Source organism: Methylobacterium sp. JK268, assembly GCF_054052225.1.
Map to the genome: position 1 here is coordinate 41226 of NZ_JBSVZN010000011.1, position 14974 is coordinate 56199.

The window sequence follows — 14974 nt, forward strand, 5'->3', positions numbered from 1 at the left end:
GCGCTGCGGCGCGAAAATCGTTACGGCGGCTCGGGGGCCTCGCTCAGGGCGGCGCCGGCGCCGTCCCCGACCCGCACGCCGGGCTCGCGCACGACCTCGGCCTTGTGGATCAGCTCGGTCACCTCCACGGAGATGCGGTTGCCCGTGACCACGATCTGCCCGCGGGCGATCGGGTGGTCGTTCGCCAGGATATCGACCATATCGGAGTCGGTCGCGTCGAGTTCGATCACCGCGCCGCGCCCCATGCGCAGCAGCATGTGGATCGGCATCCGCGTGCGGCCGAGCACGACCGTGAGATCAACCTTCAGCTCTTCGAGTACCGCCACGTGCCCCGTCCCGTCCCGCGCCGCACGGCGCGCCCGCCGCGCGAGCTTTCCCCACGCATGGTGAAGCCTTGGTAAACGACCGCCTCGCCGTCGCCCCGCACGCCCTGCTCCCGGTGCCCGGGGCGCCCCCCGTCGAGTGGGTGGTGAGCGACGGATACACGCCCTACCGCGCCGCCGAGGCCGCCATGGAGGCCCACGTCGCGGCCATCGCGCGGGGCGAGGCGCGCGAGCGGGTCTGGCTGGTCGAGCACTCGCCGCTCTACACGGCGGGCACCTCGGCCCGGGACGAGGATCTGGTGGCGCCGGAGCGGTTCCCCGTGCACCGGACCGGCCGGGGCGGGCAGTTCACCTATCACGGGCCGGGTCAGCGCGTGGCCTACGTGATGCTCGACCTCAACCGCCGCCGCCCCGACCTGCGGCTCTACGTGGCGGCCCTGGAGGCGTGGCTCATCGCCAGCCTCGACGCCTTCACGGTGCGGGGCGAGCGCCGCGAGGACCGCGTCGGGGTCTGGGTGCGCCGGCCGGAGAAGGGGGAGGGGGTCGAGGACAAGATCGCGGCGATCGGCATCCGGGTGCGCCGCTGGGTGACGTTCCACGGCATCAGCCTGAACGTCGAGCCGGACCTGACCCATTTCGACGGCATCGTGCCCTGCGGCGTGCGCGGGCACGGGGTGACGAGCCTCGTCGATCTCGGCCGCCCGGTGACGATGCCGGAGGTGGACGCGGTGCTGCGCGCCCGCTTCGAGGAGGTGTTCGGCCCGACGCTCCCCGTCGGCCCGACGCTCCTCGCCTGAGGAGCCTCAGGTGCGGTGGGCACCGGCGTTGCTGGGCGCCGTCTGGTCCTCGCTGCCGGGCCGCGGCGCGGTCGTCCCGGTAGTGCCGGGCTCGGTCGGCCGCACCTTCTCCGGAAGGGTCTGCTGCGGGGCCGGCATGTTCGGCGCCTGCTCGCGGCTCTTCTGCGGCGTCTCAGTGGCCTGGGCCAGAAGGGCGGCGCCGAGCAGGCTCAGCACCAGGGTCGTTCGTCGGTTCATGAGCTTCATGACAGGTGTTTCTCCGATCTGCCCAAGAAATGACCGGCGGCCACCTCCGGTTCCGGAACGCCGCCGGACGTCGGGACCGTCCCGCGGCCAAGCCGGCACTGCCGCCGGACTCGCGAATCACCCTCGCTGGAGGGCGTCTCGACCTTGCGGGGAGGGGCGATGCAGGGCGTGATCGAGGGCACGGCGGCGTTCAGCCCCTGCGGCCTGCACCGTCACCGTCTCGACCGCTGGTGGTCGGACGCGCCGCGCGCGCTCGTCTGCGCGGCCAATCCGAGCCGGGCCGACGCGGCGCGCCAGGACCCGACGAATTGCCGCCTGCGCGCCTTGCTCCGGGACCGCCCGGGGATCGGCGGCTACACGCTCGTCAACGCCGAGGACCGCATCGCCCCCGACCCGGCGGAGCTGCGCCGCTGGCTCGCGGGGCTCGATCCGGCGGCGCGGGAAGCCGGGCGGGAGGCCAACCTCGCGCGCATCCGGGCGCTCGCCGCGGCGGCGCCGCTGATCATCGTCGCCTGGGGCCTCTTGCTGGAGGATGGGGCGCATCGGGACCGGGTCGTCGCGGCCCTGTCGGGCGACGGCGCCCGCGACCTCCACGCCCTCGGGCTCACGGCGGAGGGCGCGCCGATCCACCCGCTCGCCCGGGGGCGGCACCGGGTCCCCCTCGGCGCGCCGCTGGTGGTGTGGCGGGCGGCCCGGCGATGACGGGTCAGGGAAGGGCGGCGAGACGCGGCGCGGTCACGAAGAGCGGTCGCCCGGCGCCGGGCGGGGTGGTGAGGGAGAGCCGCGTCGCCGCCTCGGCAAGGCGCGCACGCGTGAACAGCGACGGCTCGGTCCCGATGACCGGCAGGGCGACGAGGACGGGCGCGGGGGCGGGCGGCACGGCCGCGGCGGGAACGCGGCGGGCCGGCAGCGTCACCACCTCCTGCCCGGCGAAGGCCAGCGCCTCCGGGCGGCTCACCTCGCCCAGGGAGGCGCCGCGGCGCAGGAGCGCGGCGAAGACCGGGTGTTGGCCGCCATCCGCGTAGGTGGTGCGCACCCCCTCGATTCCCCGCATCACGAGGTCGCCGATGCGCGCCTCCTCCTGGCCCCGCCGGGCCAGGGCCGCCGCCTCCGCCGTGGGGTCCGGGTAGGGAGCGAAGACGTAGCGGCCGCCCACCACGGCGACGATGGGCTCCAGGCCCGTCGCCTCGAAGCGGTCCGCGCCTTCCTTGAGCTGGCGCCAGAAGCCGATATGCGGGTCCTGGCGGTGGCGCGCGAGGTTCTCGGCACTCATGCGAAACGGATAGGCCTGGAACTGGAAGGCCGCCTGCCCGCCCGCGAAGGCCTCGCGGGCCAGCGCGAAGATCTCGGCGACCTGCCGGTCCGTCATCGCGAAGCAGCCCGCCGACGAGCAGGTGCCGTGCACCATCAGGGCCGAGCCGGTGCCGCCATGGGCGCGGTCGTAGGCGTTCGGGTAGCCGACGTCGAAGGACAGGTAGTAGTGCGAGTTCGGGTTCATCTGCTGCGGGCGGATGGCGTAGAAGCCTTCCGGCACCTGCCGGTCGCCCGCCCGCAGCTTCGGGCCGAGCTGGCCGGACCAGCGGCAGATCGGGAAGGTCCTGAGGAACGCGTAGCGCCCGTCCGTCCCTCGCTGCCAGACCTCGATCTCCGATTCCTTCTTGTAGGCCCGCATCAGGATCGGGGCGGACGGATCGGTGCCCCGCGCGGTCATCAGGGCGAGGGTCGGGGCGGGGATCGGGGTGAGGGCCTTCGGCACCGCGAGGGCCGGCGCCGAGGCCGCGGGGAGCAGCGCCAGGCTCGCGAAGACAAGGACCGCCAGGACACGCGCCCGCCTCGCCATTCGCCGTCCCGCTCCCCCGCCGCGCCGGCCCGCTCCCTGGCAGGCCATTATGGGGATCTTGCGGCGGCTGGCGCGGGCGGCCGGACCGCGCGGCAACGCGGGATGTGGTGCTCTTGACGTTAGGATTCCCCGGCGGAGGGGTATCCGTAATCCGCCGGCGCGGTGCCAGTCTCGCGACAGGACGCCGTGACGGCCTCGCGCAGGATCGCGTTCGCTGCCGAAGCGAGGCGTCGCGAGGCGGCACGGAGGTGCTCCTGCCAGCGCGGCCCGCGGTCCCACGCCTCCATCCACGCATCGGCGAGGGCCTCCCTCTCCGAAGCCAGGGCAAGCGCCTCGATCAGGCTCTCGGCCTGCATCGCATCCTTGCGGGACTTGGCGGCGTTCGCCGGATCCTCGCGCCGCAGGCGGGAGACGATCAGCTTGTGGACGGCAAACCGTGCCGGCGCCGGCACCGTCACCGGGATACCGCCCTTGTGGAGCAGCACCGAGCGGACCGGCGCGAAGATCAGGAAATCGAGGTAGCGCAGCGGCTGTGCCGATGCGCCGCCGAGCGCCGGCATCCGTGAGGCGGCGGCACTCAACGCATCGCTTCCGCGGTTCGGCGTCAGGAACTCGACCCGGAACTGCCGGGCATTGATGAACGCGGTGACACCTTTGCGGTCGCTCGGATGGGGCACCTCCCGGAACGTCGCGTCGACCTGTCTCAGCACCTCCAGCACAGGCGGCATGGTGTCATCCACGAGGACGGAGATCGCGTGGAACTGCGCCACGTCGAGGTCGCTCGTCACGAGGTGCGCATCGGGCAGGCGGGCACCGAGCAGGCCCGCATAGGCTTGGTATGCCACCGTACCGACCAGCACCCCGCGCAGGCGGAAGAAGCCGCTCTTCCACAGCGCCTCGACCACGTCGCCGACGAAGGGCGTCGGTGCGGGCAGGCCCATGGCCCGCAGAGCGCGCACGAGATCGCGCCGCTCGCGATAGCCGGTCTTGGCGTCCCGGAAGGCGGAGACCCGGGCAGAGACCGCAGGATCGTCGACGGGTCCGACGTACTTCGCGTAGCGCCGCCCCTCGTCCCCCGGGGTGTAGCCCATGTAGTACCAGTAGGACCGGCCGTTCTGGTGGCGCTGGGTGAAGGACCCGTTCTCCGGCAACTGCGCGTCGAACAGCGCGTCCAGGCAGCGCTGCTGGAGGTCGGCGAAGAGGGTGTGATGTGCGAGCGGAAGCGCGTCCATGACGTATATATGCAAAATCCGGTTTTTGCATATATAGGCACCGTGGCGTCCGGCGCACGTCCGCATGGGGTTCGCCCGGGCGCCCGGCCGGTTCCCCACGCGGCACGGCCGCGCTATGATCCGAGTCGCGCGCAGCCCACGCGTCCCCCCTCCGCTCGGGGCAGTACCGCCGTACAGGGCTCCCGGACCGCCGAACCATCCTGGCGAGCAGGCCGCATGAGGAGGGAGTGCGACGCCCTCGCGAGGAGGGTTGCATGCTGTTGTCCGCGCCGATCCACGGCCTCAAACGCACCGCCAAGCGCCTGTCCCGCCGGGACGGCATCCCGCTCCACGACGCCCTCGACCGGGTCGCCCGGCGGGAAGGCTTCGCGCGATGGAGCCTGCTGGTCGCCCGATTCGCCGCCGAGATGGAAGCGGAGGCCACCGCCCCACTCCCCGTTCCGGCGGACGGCCTCCTCGCCCGGCTCGATCCGGGCGACCTCCTGCTGGTCGGCGCCCGGCCGGGCCATGGCAAGACCCGGCTGAGCCTCGCCCTCGCCGTCGAGGCGGTGAAGGCCGGGCGGCAAGCGGCCTTCTTCACCCTGGTGGACAATGAGCGGCAGGTGCGCGACCGCCTCGCCGCGATCGGGGCGGAGCCCGACCCGGTGAGCGACCGTCTCATGCTCGACTGCTCCGACGCGGTGAGCGCCGGGTACATCGCCGCGACGCTGCCGGAGGCGGGACGCGGCGACGTCGTCGTCGTCGACTACCTGCAGGTCCTCGACCAGCGGCGGGAGAATCCGGACCTCGCGAGCCAACTCGCCGCCCTGAAATCCCTCGCGCGCGACCGCGGGCTGATCGTGACGGTCATCTCCCAGATCGACCGGCGCTACAACCCGGCGCAGAAACCCTGTCCCGACCTCGACGACGTGCGCCTGCCGAACCCGGCGGACCTGCGGCTCTTCGACAAGACCTGCTTCCTGCAGGGCGGCACGGTGCGGTTCGGAGCCGCCCGGCCCGGATAGGAGCGCCCCGCGGCGGCAGGCCGGGATCGTCCGGCGTCTCCTGCCCGATCGTCTGCCGCCGTGGCTGCTCCCGTCCGGACGAGGGGCATTCCCCCGCGGGCGCACCGCTCCCGGTATCATCCGCCAGGGTACGCCGCGGGATGCCGGAGGTGCGCGGCGCGTGAGCCGGCAATGCTCCGCCGCCCGGGGGGCGGCCCGGCCCTCCGGACACCGACACCATCACGGAACGGAGCGCAGATCGTCGACCGCCGACCCGGTCGCGGCACCCGCGGACTGATCAGTGTCCGTAATGTCCGACATAGTTTGGCTCCCTCAATAACACAACCTACGGTCGTATAAGGGCGCGAGATCAATATAAATGAATCATAAGAACGGTTGTACTGAGATATTTTGAAAAACACCTTCCGATTTCCGCCCTAAAAAATTACTGGCTTTTGTAGTTGAAGTGTCCAGCCATCAGTCATACCGTGAAAGGGAGCAGGGCGTCGGAAACTCAAATCACCTGCTCGAAGAGAGATTTCCAAAAATCGGCATATCGAACGCGCAGAAGGGTGCAGGCTCATGACGCTTGTCTTGGACTTAGATCCCGAAACCGCCACATCGAGACGACAACTCGGCCTCCCCGAACTCGAAACCGGCTGCGCCCCGGCCTTTCGGACCCGGGACATGATGCCGAGAGACTTCCTGGACGGCGAGACATCGACGCTCGGTTGGGACACGTCCTTCGCGATCCGCCTGCCCGACGTCAACGCGGCGATCGCGACGAAGAAGAGCTGGCCCACCGGCTTCGACATCACGGTCAGCCCGGAGGACGACTACACGCTGCAGGGCCGCTTCGGGCCGTGGCAGCTGATCCGCGGCGGCAGCGGCGGCATCGTCATGATGGCGGTGGCGATCGAGTCCGGCGTCATGACGATCCGCGAGGAGGGCGAGATCCGGCACTTCCCGATGGACGGGGCGACCGCGATCGTGTCGATCAAGCTGCACTACGTGGCGCCGAGCCTCGCGCGGACGCCCGCACCCGGATCCCAGACGGAGGCGCTCTGGCTGGTGGTCAACCCCGAGCCGCGCAGCGACGCCGATCCCGCGGTGGTCCTGCACGGGCTCGAGCATCCGGCATCGACGCCGTCGCCCTACGTGCTGCTGCTCATGAAGGCGGGGCTGGAGCAGTGGTTCAACGCCAACATCCGGCGCTTCTCCCACGTCTTCGCCGGCATCAAGCTCGACGAGATCGCCCGCGACGCCTTCCAGTGGCTGAAGCCGACCTATACCGGCTACGCCTATCTCGACGGACCGACGGACGAGGACAGCTTCTTCGGCGTCATCGCGATGACCGACAACCGCAGCGCGGACGGGCTCCCCAACCAGCTCGGCCCCAATTGCGTGCCGCCGGCGAGCCGGGCGGGCTTCACCGTCGGCCTGCCGCGCTACCTCGAGAAGGTCGTGCTCCCCGGCCTGATCAAGGCCTTCCCGAAGGCGACCGCGTCCAGCTTCTCGCTGAAGGCCGGCAACACGGTCATCGTCAATACGGCGAGCTTCGACGTCAACAGCATCGTGGTGAACGGGACGACCTACACGCCGCGAGTCGACCTCTTCGAGCTGCAGGTGGTGGCCGACGAGCTGCAGATCCACACCCGGACCCGGATCCCGATCTCGCCGGGCATCCGCGCCATCGTCGACGCCGTCGCCTACCAGACGATCGTCCTGGTGACCAAGCCGGACGGGAGCCACACCCTGGACTTCAAGGAGGCCCGGCCGACGGCGAGCCACCACTGGATCGAGGTCGATGACGGGGTGAAGATCACGCAGATCGTGGTCGCCCTCGTCGGGAGCGTCGCCGGGGCGGCCTCGGAAGCGTTCAAGGACACCGCCAAGGTCGTCATCGCGGCGGTGATCATCACCGTCGTGGCGGGCGTCGTGGCGCTCATCCCCGAGCTGATCGCCGAGGTCGCGGGCGGCGGCGCCGCCAAGGTGCTGCCACCGATCGGCCCCTTCGCGACCGGCGCGACCGACCCGGTGTCCTGGCCCGGAGCGGGAGGGTTCACGCTGACGGAAGCGGGCCTCAACGGCGCCTTCCAGTTCGGCGGCAACCCGAACTTCTCCTTCTGACCGGCCCCTGACACGAGAGGCGATTCCCGATGACCGAGACCCTCACCCATCCCCGGCTCGCCCGCACCCTCGAGGAGGTGGGCCTGTCGCCCCAGCCGCGGAGCTGGACGCGCTTCCGCGCGCGGCCCGCGCTCACCGCGGCCGAGACCAGCCAGGAGACCACCACCCTCGGCTGGGACACCACCTTCGCGATCCGGCTGCCGGACGTCAACAAGGCGCTGACGAAGTCCGGCAAGTATCCGTTGGACTTCGAGATCATGGTCGATCCCGACGAGAATTACGGCGTCAAGGGCACGTTCGGAAGCTGGCAGCTCGCGCGCGGCGGCAGCGGCGGCATCCTGTTCATGGTGATCCCCATCGCCGCGGGAACCATGACCTCCGGTACGAAAACCTATTCGATGAATGGGGCCAAGGTCTACATCTCGATCAAGCTGAAATACCTCTCCGCCGTGGCGCCCAAGGCCGAGAACCCCATCCAGGAGACCCTCGACCTGCACGCCGACGATCAATCGCGGAGCGAAGAGGATCCGGCCGTCGTGATCCAGAACATGACGTTCCCGGATCCGAAGCCCTCGGTCTTCACGCAGGCGCTGATGAAGGAGGCCATGCAGACGTGGTTCCTGAAGAATCTCAGCCGGTTCTCCCACGTCTTCGCGTCCGTCAACGTGAACGAGATCGCGGCCGAGGGCGACTTCCAGTGGCTGAAGCCGACCTGCACCAGCTACGCGTATTTCGAGCCGGTCGACCCGAAGGCGCCGGAAGAGGACTGCGTGTTCGGCGTGCTGAACATGACCACCAACACCAGCCCGGAGGGACTGAGCAAGCAGCTGGCGCCGAACTCCATCCCGAAGGGTCAGCGGTCCGGGCTCAACATCAGCATGAGCCGGTTCCTCAACAACGTCGTCCTGCCCGGCCTGTACAAGGGCTTCGAAGGCGCCACCACCGCGAGCTTCAAGGTCACCGCCAACAACCAGATGATCGTCAATACCGGCCCGCTCAAGATGGCGCCGGTGCGCAGCGGCCTCATCGACTACACACCCTACGTCCAGATCTTCGAGCTGCAGGTGGTCGGCGACGAGGTCCAGATCCACACCCGCACGAGCATCGACATCTCCCCAGGCATCGTCGCCTGGGTAGACACGATCAGCTACCAGAAGATCGTCCTGATCGACAAACCGGACGGGACGCAGACCCTCGACTTCAAGCAATCGAAGGATCCGGTGCGCAACCAGTGGATCGAGAAGGAGACCTGGGTCACCGTCACGGAGATCATCGTGTCGATCGTCGGCGCGGTGGCGGCCGGGGTGGCCGGGCGGATCATCACGGCCACGGTGCCCCGGATCATCGCGGTGATCATCATCCTGATCATCGCCGGCCTCGCGGCGGCGACGCCCGAGCTGATCGCCCTGGTGGCGGGCGGCGACGCCGCGAAGGCGCTGCCGACCATCACGGTGATGGTGGCGAACGGCACCTCCCCGGTCCACTGGCCGGATTCGAAGGCGTTCAAGCTCACCTCGGCGGGGCTGAACGGCGCCTTCCAGCTCGGCGGCGATCCCCAGTTCGCGTTCTGACGGTGCGTCGGCCGGGGGAGGTGCCGCCGTCCCCCGGCCGGTCGCCCCTCGCGGCGGGGAGGGACCCACGATGCAGACGTTCGGCTGGGACACCGTCTTCGTCATCGACAACGACCGGATCAACCAGACGCTCGCGAACAACCTCCAGTCCCTGATCCCCACCTTCGCGGTGGATCTGGGGTCCGATCCGGCGGTCAGCGCGTCGGGACGCTTCCGGTCCTGGGAGGTCGTCGAGGGCGGCAACGACAAGCTGCTGTTCCTGCGCCTGACCATCGCCGAGGGCACGCTGACGATCGGGCCGCTCGGCCTGCCGGACCACGTCCGGGCGATGGTGCCCGACCTCGCCTCGCTCGCGCAGCAGGCCGGCGCGATCGCCCTCGACGGCGTCGCGGTGGTCCTGTCCGTGTTCCTGCGCGTCCTGCCCAAGCCCGACGCCTCCGCGCAGGTGCTCGCCTTCTTCCTGCAGCAGGTCGCCCACTCGGCGGCGGAATCCGGGACGCCGGGCTTCGTCACGCCGGTGACCATCATCGACCCGGGTGGGAGGCTGAGCGCCAGCCAGAGGGCGCTCCTGGGCGCCGCGATCGCCGAAGCCGTCGTGCGCCAGGCCGGGCAGATCGCCTTCGCCTTCGCGAGCATCAACCTGGTGCCGCCGGGGACCAATTCCTGGCTCACGCCGGTCGCGTCGGACTACGCCTACATGGAGAAGATCGGCGCGCCCCACGGCTACCTGGCGGTGCTCAGCGTCACCACCGCCCGCCCGATCGACCGGCTCGAGCGGACGATCGACCAGGCGGCGATCGGGGGCGGCCATTCCGGCAGCTACCTGATCTCCGACCTCCTGTTCCTCCGCAACGTCGTGCTGCCGTTCCTGCCGACCGCCTACCAGGCCTCCCCGGCGGATTTCCGCCTGGACGAGGCCGCACGGACCATCCGCAACGTCCGCTCCTTCGAGACCATCGCGGTGAAGTCGGGGGCGATCACCTACCACCCGGTCATCCGCGCGCTGGCCGTGGCGACGGACGGGGAGGGGCTGGTCACCCAGGTCGAGGGGTTCTGCGACCTCAAGGCGGGGATCACGATGACCTTCCGGCTGAAGGCGCGCAACCGCTCCCGCTTCGATGCCGCCACGCAGACGCTCGCCTTCGAGCCCGATCCCAACCCGCAGAGCCAGCACTCCGCGGACATCCCCTGGTACTTCTGGTTCCTCGGCCCGATCGCGGTGCTGATCACGGAGCTCGTGGTCAAGCTGATCGCGGACAGCGTCGCGGCCCAGCTCGGCACGCTCGCCCGCGACGCCCTGTCCATCACCAAGAACCCGCCGCAATCGGTGCAGTGGACGGGCACGCGGCCGCTCGACGTGAAGGCGGCGGGGGTCAACGGCGCCTTCTACATGATGGGATCGGTGTGATCGGGAGGCCCGGCGACCAAAGCCGCCACGTGGCGCAGCTTGTCCGGGTTGCGGGTGATGAACACGGCGCGGATCCGCCCCTCCTCGATCACCAGAGCGGTGGTCTGGAGGATCCCGCCGGGCTCCTCGCTGATGGTGCCGGGCAGGCCGTCGATGCGCGCGAGCCGGATCAGGCGCCCGGGGGCGATCCGCTTGCGGTGCAGGCCGGCGAAGAGGCGCAGCACCTTCTCGATCCCGGTGATCGGGTTGAGGACGGCGATGACCTTGCCGCCGCCGTCGGAGCGCAGCACCACGTCGTGCGCCAGCATGGCCCGCAGCGCCCCGACATCGCCGCTCGCCGTCGCGGCGAAGAAGGCCCGCGTCAGGCGCTCGCCCTCGTCGGGCGGCACGGGGTAGCGCGGGCGCTCGGCCCGGACGTGGCGGCGCGCCCGGGCGGCGAGCTGGCGGATCGCCGGCTCCTCCCGGTCCAGGGTGGCGGCCACCTCGGCGAGCGGCACCCCGAAGACGTCGTGCAGCAGGAAGGCGGCCCGCTCCAGCGGCGACAGGCGCTCCATCGCCAGCATCAGCGCGAGCGTGAGATCGTCCGCGTCCGGCCCGTCGGGCTCCTCGACCAGCGGCTCGGGCAGCCAGGCGCCGACGTAGGTTTCCCGCCGCACCCGCGCCGATTTCAGGCCGTCGAGGCACAGGCGCGTGACCACCCGCGTCAGGTAGGCGGGCGGCGACGCCACGGCGCCGTGGTCGGCCTCCCGCCAGCGCAGCCACGCGGTCTGGACCACGTCCTCGGCTTCCGCCAGCGAGCCGAGCATGCGGTAGGCGAGGCGGAGGAGCCGCGGCCGCTCCGCCTCGAAGGCCGCCGTGGCGCCGTCGGCCGACACGGCGGCCTCAGCGCGCGTGCTCGGCCCGCAGGCCGACCTGGAGCCGGTTCCAGAGGTTGATGGCGCCGATCTGCACGGTCAGCAGCACCTGCTCGGCCTCCGTGAACTGTGCCCTCAGGGCGTCGTAATCGGCGTCCGGCGCGCCCTTCTCGGCGACGCGGGTCAGCGCCTCCGTCCAGGCGAGGGCCGCCCGCTCGCGCTCCGAGTAGAGGGGCGATTCGCGCCACGCGTCGAGGAGATAGAGGCGCATCTCGGTCTCGCCGTGCTTGCGCGCGTCGCCGGCATGCATGGCGATGCAGAAGGCGCAGCCGTTGATCTGCGAGGCGCGCAGCTTGACGAGTTCGAGCAGGCTCGACTCGAGGCCGCTCTGCCGGATGCTCGCCTCGACCTGCAGCATCGCCGTCAGGGTCGCGGGGGCGAGGTCGTGGGGGTTCGCGATGCGGGGGCTCATGGGGTCTCTCCTGTCCCGGTGGACATCCCCATGACGAGGCGCCGGTCCCGGATGTGACACGGGCCGCCGGAAAAACGGCGCGGCTCACACCCGCCGCAGCCGCACCCCGAACAGCCGCAGGGCGGCGAGCAGCGTCGCCGCGTAGGCCAGGATCCCGAAGCTGCCGAGCACCGCCAGCACGGCGAGTTCGCGGAAGCGCGGCAGGGCGGGCATCAGCCGGTCGATCAGCGGCAATCCGCCGAGCGTGCCGAGCGCCAGGACCGCGCAGCCGGCGAGCACCCCGCAGGCCGTGACCGCGAGCGTCCGGCTCGGCGCCGTCCAGCCCCGGCGCCGGGCGATCAGGAACAGGATCAGCACGTTCGCCCAGACGCCCGCGGCCGTGGCGAGCGCGAGGCCGGTGACGCCGAGCGGCCCCGTCAGCGCCACCTTCAGGGCGACGTTGAGCGCCACCGCGGTGAGCGAGGCGACGACCGGCATGCGCGAATCCTGCCGCGCGTAGAAGCTCGCCACGATGCTGCGGATCAGCACCGCGGCGGGCAGCGCGAGGCCGTAGGCAGCGAGCACCGCCCCGGCCCGGGCGGCCGCCTCGGCGTCGAAGGCCCCGCGCTGGAACAGGGCCGTCATGATCAGGTCCGGCACCAGCAGGAAGGCGACCGCGAAGGGCGCCGAGAGGGCGAGGGAGAAGCCGGTCGCCCGGTTCTGGGCCGCGTGGGCGGCCGCCGCGTCGCCGGCCGCGAGGCGGCGGCTCATCTCGGGCAGCAGCACCGTGCCGGCCGCGATGCCGATCACCCCGAAGGGGAGCTGGTAGAGCCGGTCCGCGTAGTAGAGGGCCGAGACCGCGCCGGTCGGCAGGAAGGAGGCGATGATCGTGTCGGCGAACATCGCGATCTGCACGCCCGCCGAGCCGATCACCGCCGGCCCGAGCATGCGCAAGAACCGGCTCATCCCGGTATCGGCGAAGCTCGGCCGCACGAGGCGGGGCGCGACGCCGGCCCGGATCGCGTCCGCCCAGACGAGCAGGAACTGCAGCACGCCCGAGACCGCCACGCCCCAGGCCGCCGCGTAGCCGGCATTGGGGAACAGGAAGGCGAGGGCGAGGGCGGCCAGCAGCGCGACGTTGAGGAGGATCGGGGCGGCGGCGGCGGCGGCGAAGCGCCCCCGGGCGTTGAGCACGCCCGAGAGCAGCGTCACCAGGGTGATGAACAGCAGGTACGGGAAGGTGATGCGGGTGAGCGCCACCGCGAGGGCGAATTTCTCCGGCTCCTCCACGAAGCCCGGCGCCAGCGCCCGCACCACGACCGGCATGAGCGGCAGGGCCAGCGCCAGCAGCGCCACCTGCACCAGCAGCATCAGGGTGAAGATGCGGTCGGCGAAGAGGCGCGCGCCCTCCCGGTCGCCGGCCCCGTCGAGCCCCGCATAGGTCGGCACGAAGGCGACGTTGAAGGCGCCCTCGCCGAAGATCGCCCGGAAGTGGTTCGGCAGCCGGAAGGCGACCACGAAGGCGTCGGCGATCGGCCCGGCGCCCATCACGGCGGCCATCAGCACGTCCCGCAGGAAGCCCGTGGCCCGGGACACCAGGGTCCAGCCGCCAACCGAGAGGATGCTGCGGATCATCGGGGAGTCTCGTCGTTGGCGCGGACCCGTCGCGCCGGAAGTCGTTGATGCACGCGTCGCCTCATGATGCCGAACCGTCGAGGACGCGGCGCGGTCTCCCCTCTCCCGAGTGGGCGACGATGGTCACACATCGGGGTCGCAGAACTCGGGAGACATCTCCGCGCCGTCCCTCCCCCCTCTGCGGGGGAGGGTGGCCCCTGCGTCAGCAGGGGTCGGGAGAGGGGCCGGCGCGACGATTCCGAGCCAGGCGCCCATCACAACAGTTCCGTTCAATTCGGCACCGTGGTTCCCCTCTCCCGCCCCGGCACGAGTGCTGCGCACTCGCCGCGGGGCACCCTCCCCCCGCAGAGGGGAGAGGAAGGGACGCGAAGCCGCCGCTCCCTGTTCTCCAACGGAGATGGGTGGATCCGCAACCCCGGGCGGGAGAGGGGATCCCGCGCGCAGGTCGACGACGTCCCCTACACTGCGCCCGTGAAGGTGGCGCGAGCGCGGCGGTCATCCGGGAACGGGGCGGTGTGCCCGGAGGCGGCCGGGCCGATCCGCTCGGCGACCACGTAGAGCGGGCGCCGTTTCACCTCGGCGAAGATGCGCCCGATATACTCCCCGATGATGCCGAGCGACATCAGCTGGACTCCGGAGAAGAACATCACCGACACGATCAGCGAGGCGTAGCCGGGCACGCTCGGCCCGAAGATCAGGTGCTCGCCGATGAACCACAGGGCCGCGCACAGGGCGAGCGCCGCGATGCCGCCGCCGAGATACGTCCAGACCCGCAGCGGCACGGTCGAGAACGAGGTGATGCCGTCGAAGGCGAAGCGAAAGAGCTTGCGGAAGCTCCACTTGCTCTCGCCCTCGTGGCGCGCCTCCACCGTGTAAGGCACGCCGACCTGCCGGAAGCCGATCCACGAATAGAGGCCCTTCGAGAAGCGGGCGCGCTCGGGCAGGGCGCGCAGCACCTCGACGCCCCGACGGTCGATGAGCCGGAAATCGCCCGCGCCCTCGGGCAGGGGCATCTCCCCGAAGGTGGCGAAGAGCCGGTAGAACAGCCGGGCGAAGCCGCGGCGCATGGCGCTCTCGTCGTCGCGGTCGGCGCGCTGGGCGTAGACCATCACGTTGCCCTCCCGCCAGCGGGCCACGAAGGTCTCGATCAACTCGGGCGGGTGCTGCAGGTCGGCATCCATCAGCACCACGGCGCGGCCGCGGGCGTGGTCGAGGCCGGCCGCGATGGCGACCTCCTTGCCGAAGTTGCGGCTGAAGGAGACGGCGCCGATGCGCGGCTCGCGGGCATGGTGCTCGGCGATCACGGACGCGGTCGCGTCGCGGCTGCCGTCGTCCACGAACACGACCTCGTAGGCGGCGGTGACGCGCTCCAGCACCGGCAGCAGGCGGGCGAGGAGCGGGCCGACATTGGCGCTCTCGTTGTAGACCGGTATGACGACGCTGAGGTCGATCGGGTCGTCGGGCCTGAACAGCTCCACGATACCCTCCCTCGTTCCTTGGGGGC

At 71.1% G+C, this 14974-nt stretch carries 14 protein-coding genes; 6 read left to right on the plus strand and 8 right to left on the minus strand.

Annotated features, from left to right (window positions below; genetic code table 11):
• Nucleotides 1–20 precede the first annotated feature (20 nt).
• The gene (locus ACW9J6_RS13680) at nucleotides 21–326 is read right to left on the minus strand and encodes a FliM/FliN family flagellar motor switch protein (RefSeq protein ID WP_457117027.1); all 306 of its coding nucleotides are present in this window, start codon (nucleotides 324–326) and stop codon (nucleotides 21–23) included.
• A 68-nt stretch (nucleotides 327–394) separates the two neighbouring features.
• Between ACW9J6_RS13680 and lipB the strand changes: the two genes are divergently transcribed.
• Entirely contained in the window at nucleotides 395–1120 is a 726-nt protein-coding gene (gene lipB, locus ACW9J6_RS13685; protein WP_457117028.1) for a lipoyl(octanoyl) transferase LipB, read from the plus strand.
• Between the two features lie 6 nt (nucleotides 1121–1126).
• On the opposite strand, the gene ACW9J6_RS13690 is transcribed toward lipB, so the two are convergent.
• Entirely contained in the window at nucleotides 1127–1366 is a 240-nt protein-coding gene (locus ACW9J6_RS13690) for a hypothetical protein (RefSeq protein WP_457117029.1), read from the minus strand.
• Between the two features lie 159 nt (nucleotides 1367–1525).
• On the opposite strand from ACW9J6_RS13690, the gene ACW9J6_RS13695 reads away from it, so the two are divergent.
• Complete coding sequence (locus tag ACW9J6_RS13695) at nucleotides 1526–2068, plus strand: DUF1643 domain-containing protein (protein ID WP_457117030.1); 543 nt, start codon at nucleotides 1526–1528, stop codon at nucleotides 2066–2068.
• A gap of 4 nt (nucleotides 2069–2072) precedes the next feature.
• On the opposite strand, the gene ACW9J6_RS13700 is transcribed toward ACW9J6_RS13695, so the two are convergent.
• Entirely contained in the window at nucleotides 2073–3206 is a 1134-nt protein-coding gene (locus tag ACW9J6_RS13700) for a L,D-transpeptidase family protein (RefSeq protein WP_457117031.1), read from the minus strand.
• Between the two features lie 119 nt (nucleotides 3207–3325).
• On the minus strand, nucleotides 3326–4504 hold the full coding sequence (locus ACW9J6_RS13705; RefSeq protein ID WP_457117032.1) for a nucleotidyltransferase family protein: 1179 nt from the start codon (nucleotides 4502–4504) through the stop codon (nucleotides 3326–3328).
• A gap of 188 nt (nucleotides 4505–4692) precedes the next feature.
• On the opposite strand from ACW9J6_RS13705, the gene ACW9J6_RS13710 reads away from it, so the two are divergent.
• The 4 genes from ACW9J6_RS13710 to ACW9J6_RS13725 all read left to right on the plus strand — a co-directional run bounded on the left by ACW9J6_RS13710 (nucleotide 4693) and on the right by ACW9J6_RS13725 (nucleotide 10530).
• Nucleotides 4693–5442 carry a DNA helicase gene (locus tag ACW9J6_RS13710; RefSeq protein WP_457117033.1) on the plus strand — a complete coding sequence of 250 codons (750 nt, stop codon included), beginning with the start codon at nucleotides 4693–4695 and terminating at the stop codon, nucleotides 5440–5442.
• Nucleotides 5443–6108: 666 nt separating this feature from the next.
• Nucleotides 6109–7551, plus strand: coding sequence for a TULIP family P47-like protein (locus tag ACW9J6_RS13715; protein ID WP_457117034.1), 1443 nt, complete (start codon nucleotides 6109–6111; stop codon nucleotides 7549–7551).
• A gap of 29 nt (nucleotides 7552–7580) precedes the next feature.
• A complete protein-coding gene (locus ACW9J6_RS13720) occupies nucleotides 7581–9122 on the plus strand; it encodes a TULIP family P47-like protein (protein ID WP_457117035.1) in 1542 nt (513 codons plus the stop codon).
• Nucleotides 9123–9192: 70 nt separating this feature from the next.
• Nucleotides 9193–10530, plus strand: a complete 1338-nt coding sequence (locus ACW9J6_RS13725) for a TULIP family P47-like protein (RefSeq protein ID WP_457117036.1) — start codon at nucleotides 9193–9195, stop codon at nucleotides 10528–10530.
• On the opposite strand, the gene ACW9J6_RS13730 is transcribed toward ACW9J6_RS13725, so the two are convergent.
• The 4 genes from ACW9J6_RS13730 to ACW9J6_RS13745 form a co-directional block, all read right to left on the minus strand.
• Complete coding sequence (locus ACW9J6_RS13730) at nucleotides 10509–11405, minus strand: sigma-70 family RNA polymerase sigma factor (RefSeq protein WP_457117037.1); 897 nt, start codon at nucleotides 11403–11405, stop codon at nucleotides 10509–10511. The genes ACW9J6_RS13725 and ACW9J6_RS13730 overlap by 22 nt on opposite strands.
• Nucleotides 11406–11412: 7 nt before the next feature.
• Nucleotides 11413–11856, minus strand: coding sequence for a carboxymuconolactone decarboxylase family protein (locus ACW9J6_RS13735; RefSeq protein ID WP_457117038.1), 444 nt, complete (start codon nucleotides 11854–11856; stop codon nucleotides 11413–11415).
• Nucleotides 11857–11940: 84 nt separating this feature from the next.
• Nucleotides 11941–13470: a murein biosynthesis integral membrane protein MurJ gene (gene murJ / locus ACW9J6_RS13740; RefSeq protein WP_457117039.1), complete on the minus strand. Its 1530-nt coding sequence runs from the start codon at nucleotides 13468–13470 to the stop codon at nucleotides 11941–11943.
• A 458-nt stretch (nucleotides 13471–13928) separates the two neighbouring features.
• The gene (locus ACW9J6_RS13745; RefSeq protein ID WP_457117040.1) at nucleotides 13929–14948 is read right to left on the minus strand and encodes a glycosyltransferase family 2 protein; all 1020 of its coding nucleotides are present in this window, start codon (nucleotides 14946–14948) and stop codon (nucleotides 13929–13931) included.
• Between the last annotated feature and the right edge of the window lie 26 nt (nucleotides 14949–14974).

Excerpts from the sequence above, each read along its gene's own strand:
- ACW9J6_RS13700 (WP_457117031.1), bottom strand. The coding sequence starts at position 3,206 with ATGGCGAGGCGGGCGCGTGTCCTGGCGGTCCTTGTCTTCGCGAGCCTG.
- ACW9J6_RS13735 (WP_457117038.1), bottom strand. The coding sequence starts at position 11,856 with ATGAGCCCCCGCATCGCGAACCCCCACGACCTCGCCCCCGCGACCCTG.
- murJ (WP_457117039.1), bottom strand. The coding sequence starts at position 13,470 with ATGATCCGCAGCATCCTCTCGGTTGGCGGCTGGACCCTGGTGTCCCGG.
- ACW9J6_RS13725 (WP_457117036.1), top strand. The coding sequence starts at position 9,193 with ATGCAGACGTTCGGCTGGGACACCGTCTTCGTCATCGACAACGACCGG.
- ACW9J6_RS13715 (WP_457117034.1), top strand. The coding sequence starts at position 6,109 with ATGATGCCGAGAGACTTCCTGGACGGCGAGACATCGACGCTCGGTTGG.
- ACW9J6_RS13720 (WP_457117035.1), top strand. The coding sequence starts at position 7,581 with ATGACCGAGACCCTCACCCATCCCCGGCTCGCCCGCACCCTCGAGGAG.
- ACW9J6_RS13710 (WP_457117033.1), top strand. The coding sequence starts at position 4,693 with ATGCTGTTGTCCGCGCCGATCCACGGCCTCAAACGCACCGCCAAGCGC.
- ACW9J6_RS13690 (WP_457117029.1), bottom strand. The coding sequence starts at position 1,366 with ATGAAGCTCATGAACCGACGAACGACCCTGGTGCTGAGCCTGCTCGGC.
- ACW9J6_RS13695 (WP_457117030.1), top strand. The coding sequence starts at position 1,526 with ATGCAGGGCGTGATCGAGGGCACGGCGGCGTTCAGCCCCTGCGGCCTG.
- ACW9J6_RS13705 (WP_457117032.1), bottom strand. The coding sequence starts at position 4,504 with ATGCGGACGTGCGCCGGACGCCACGGTGCCTATATATGCAAAAACCGG.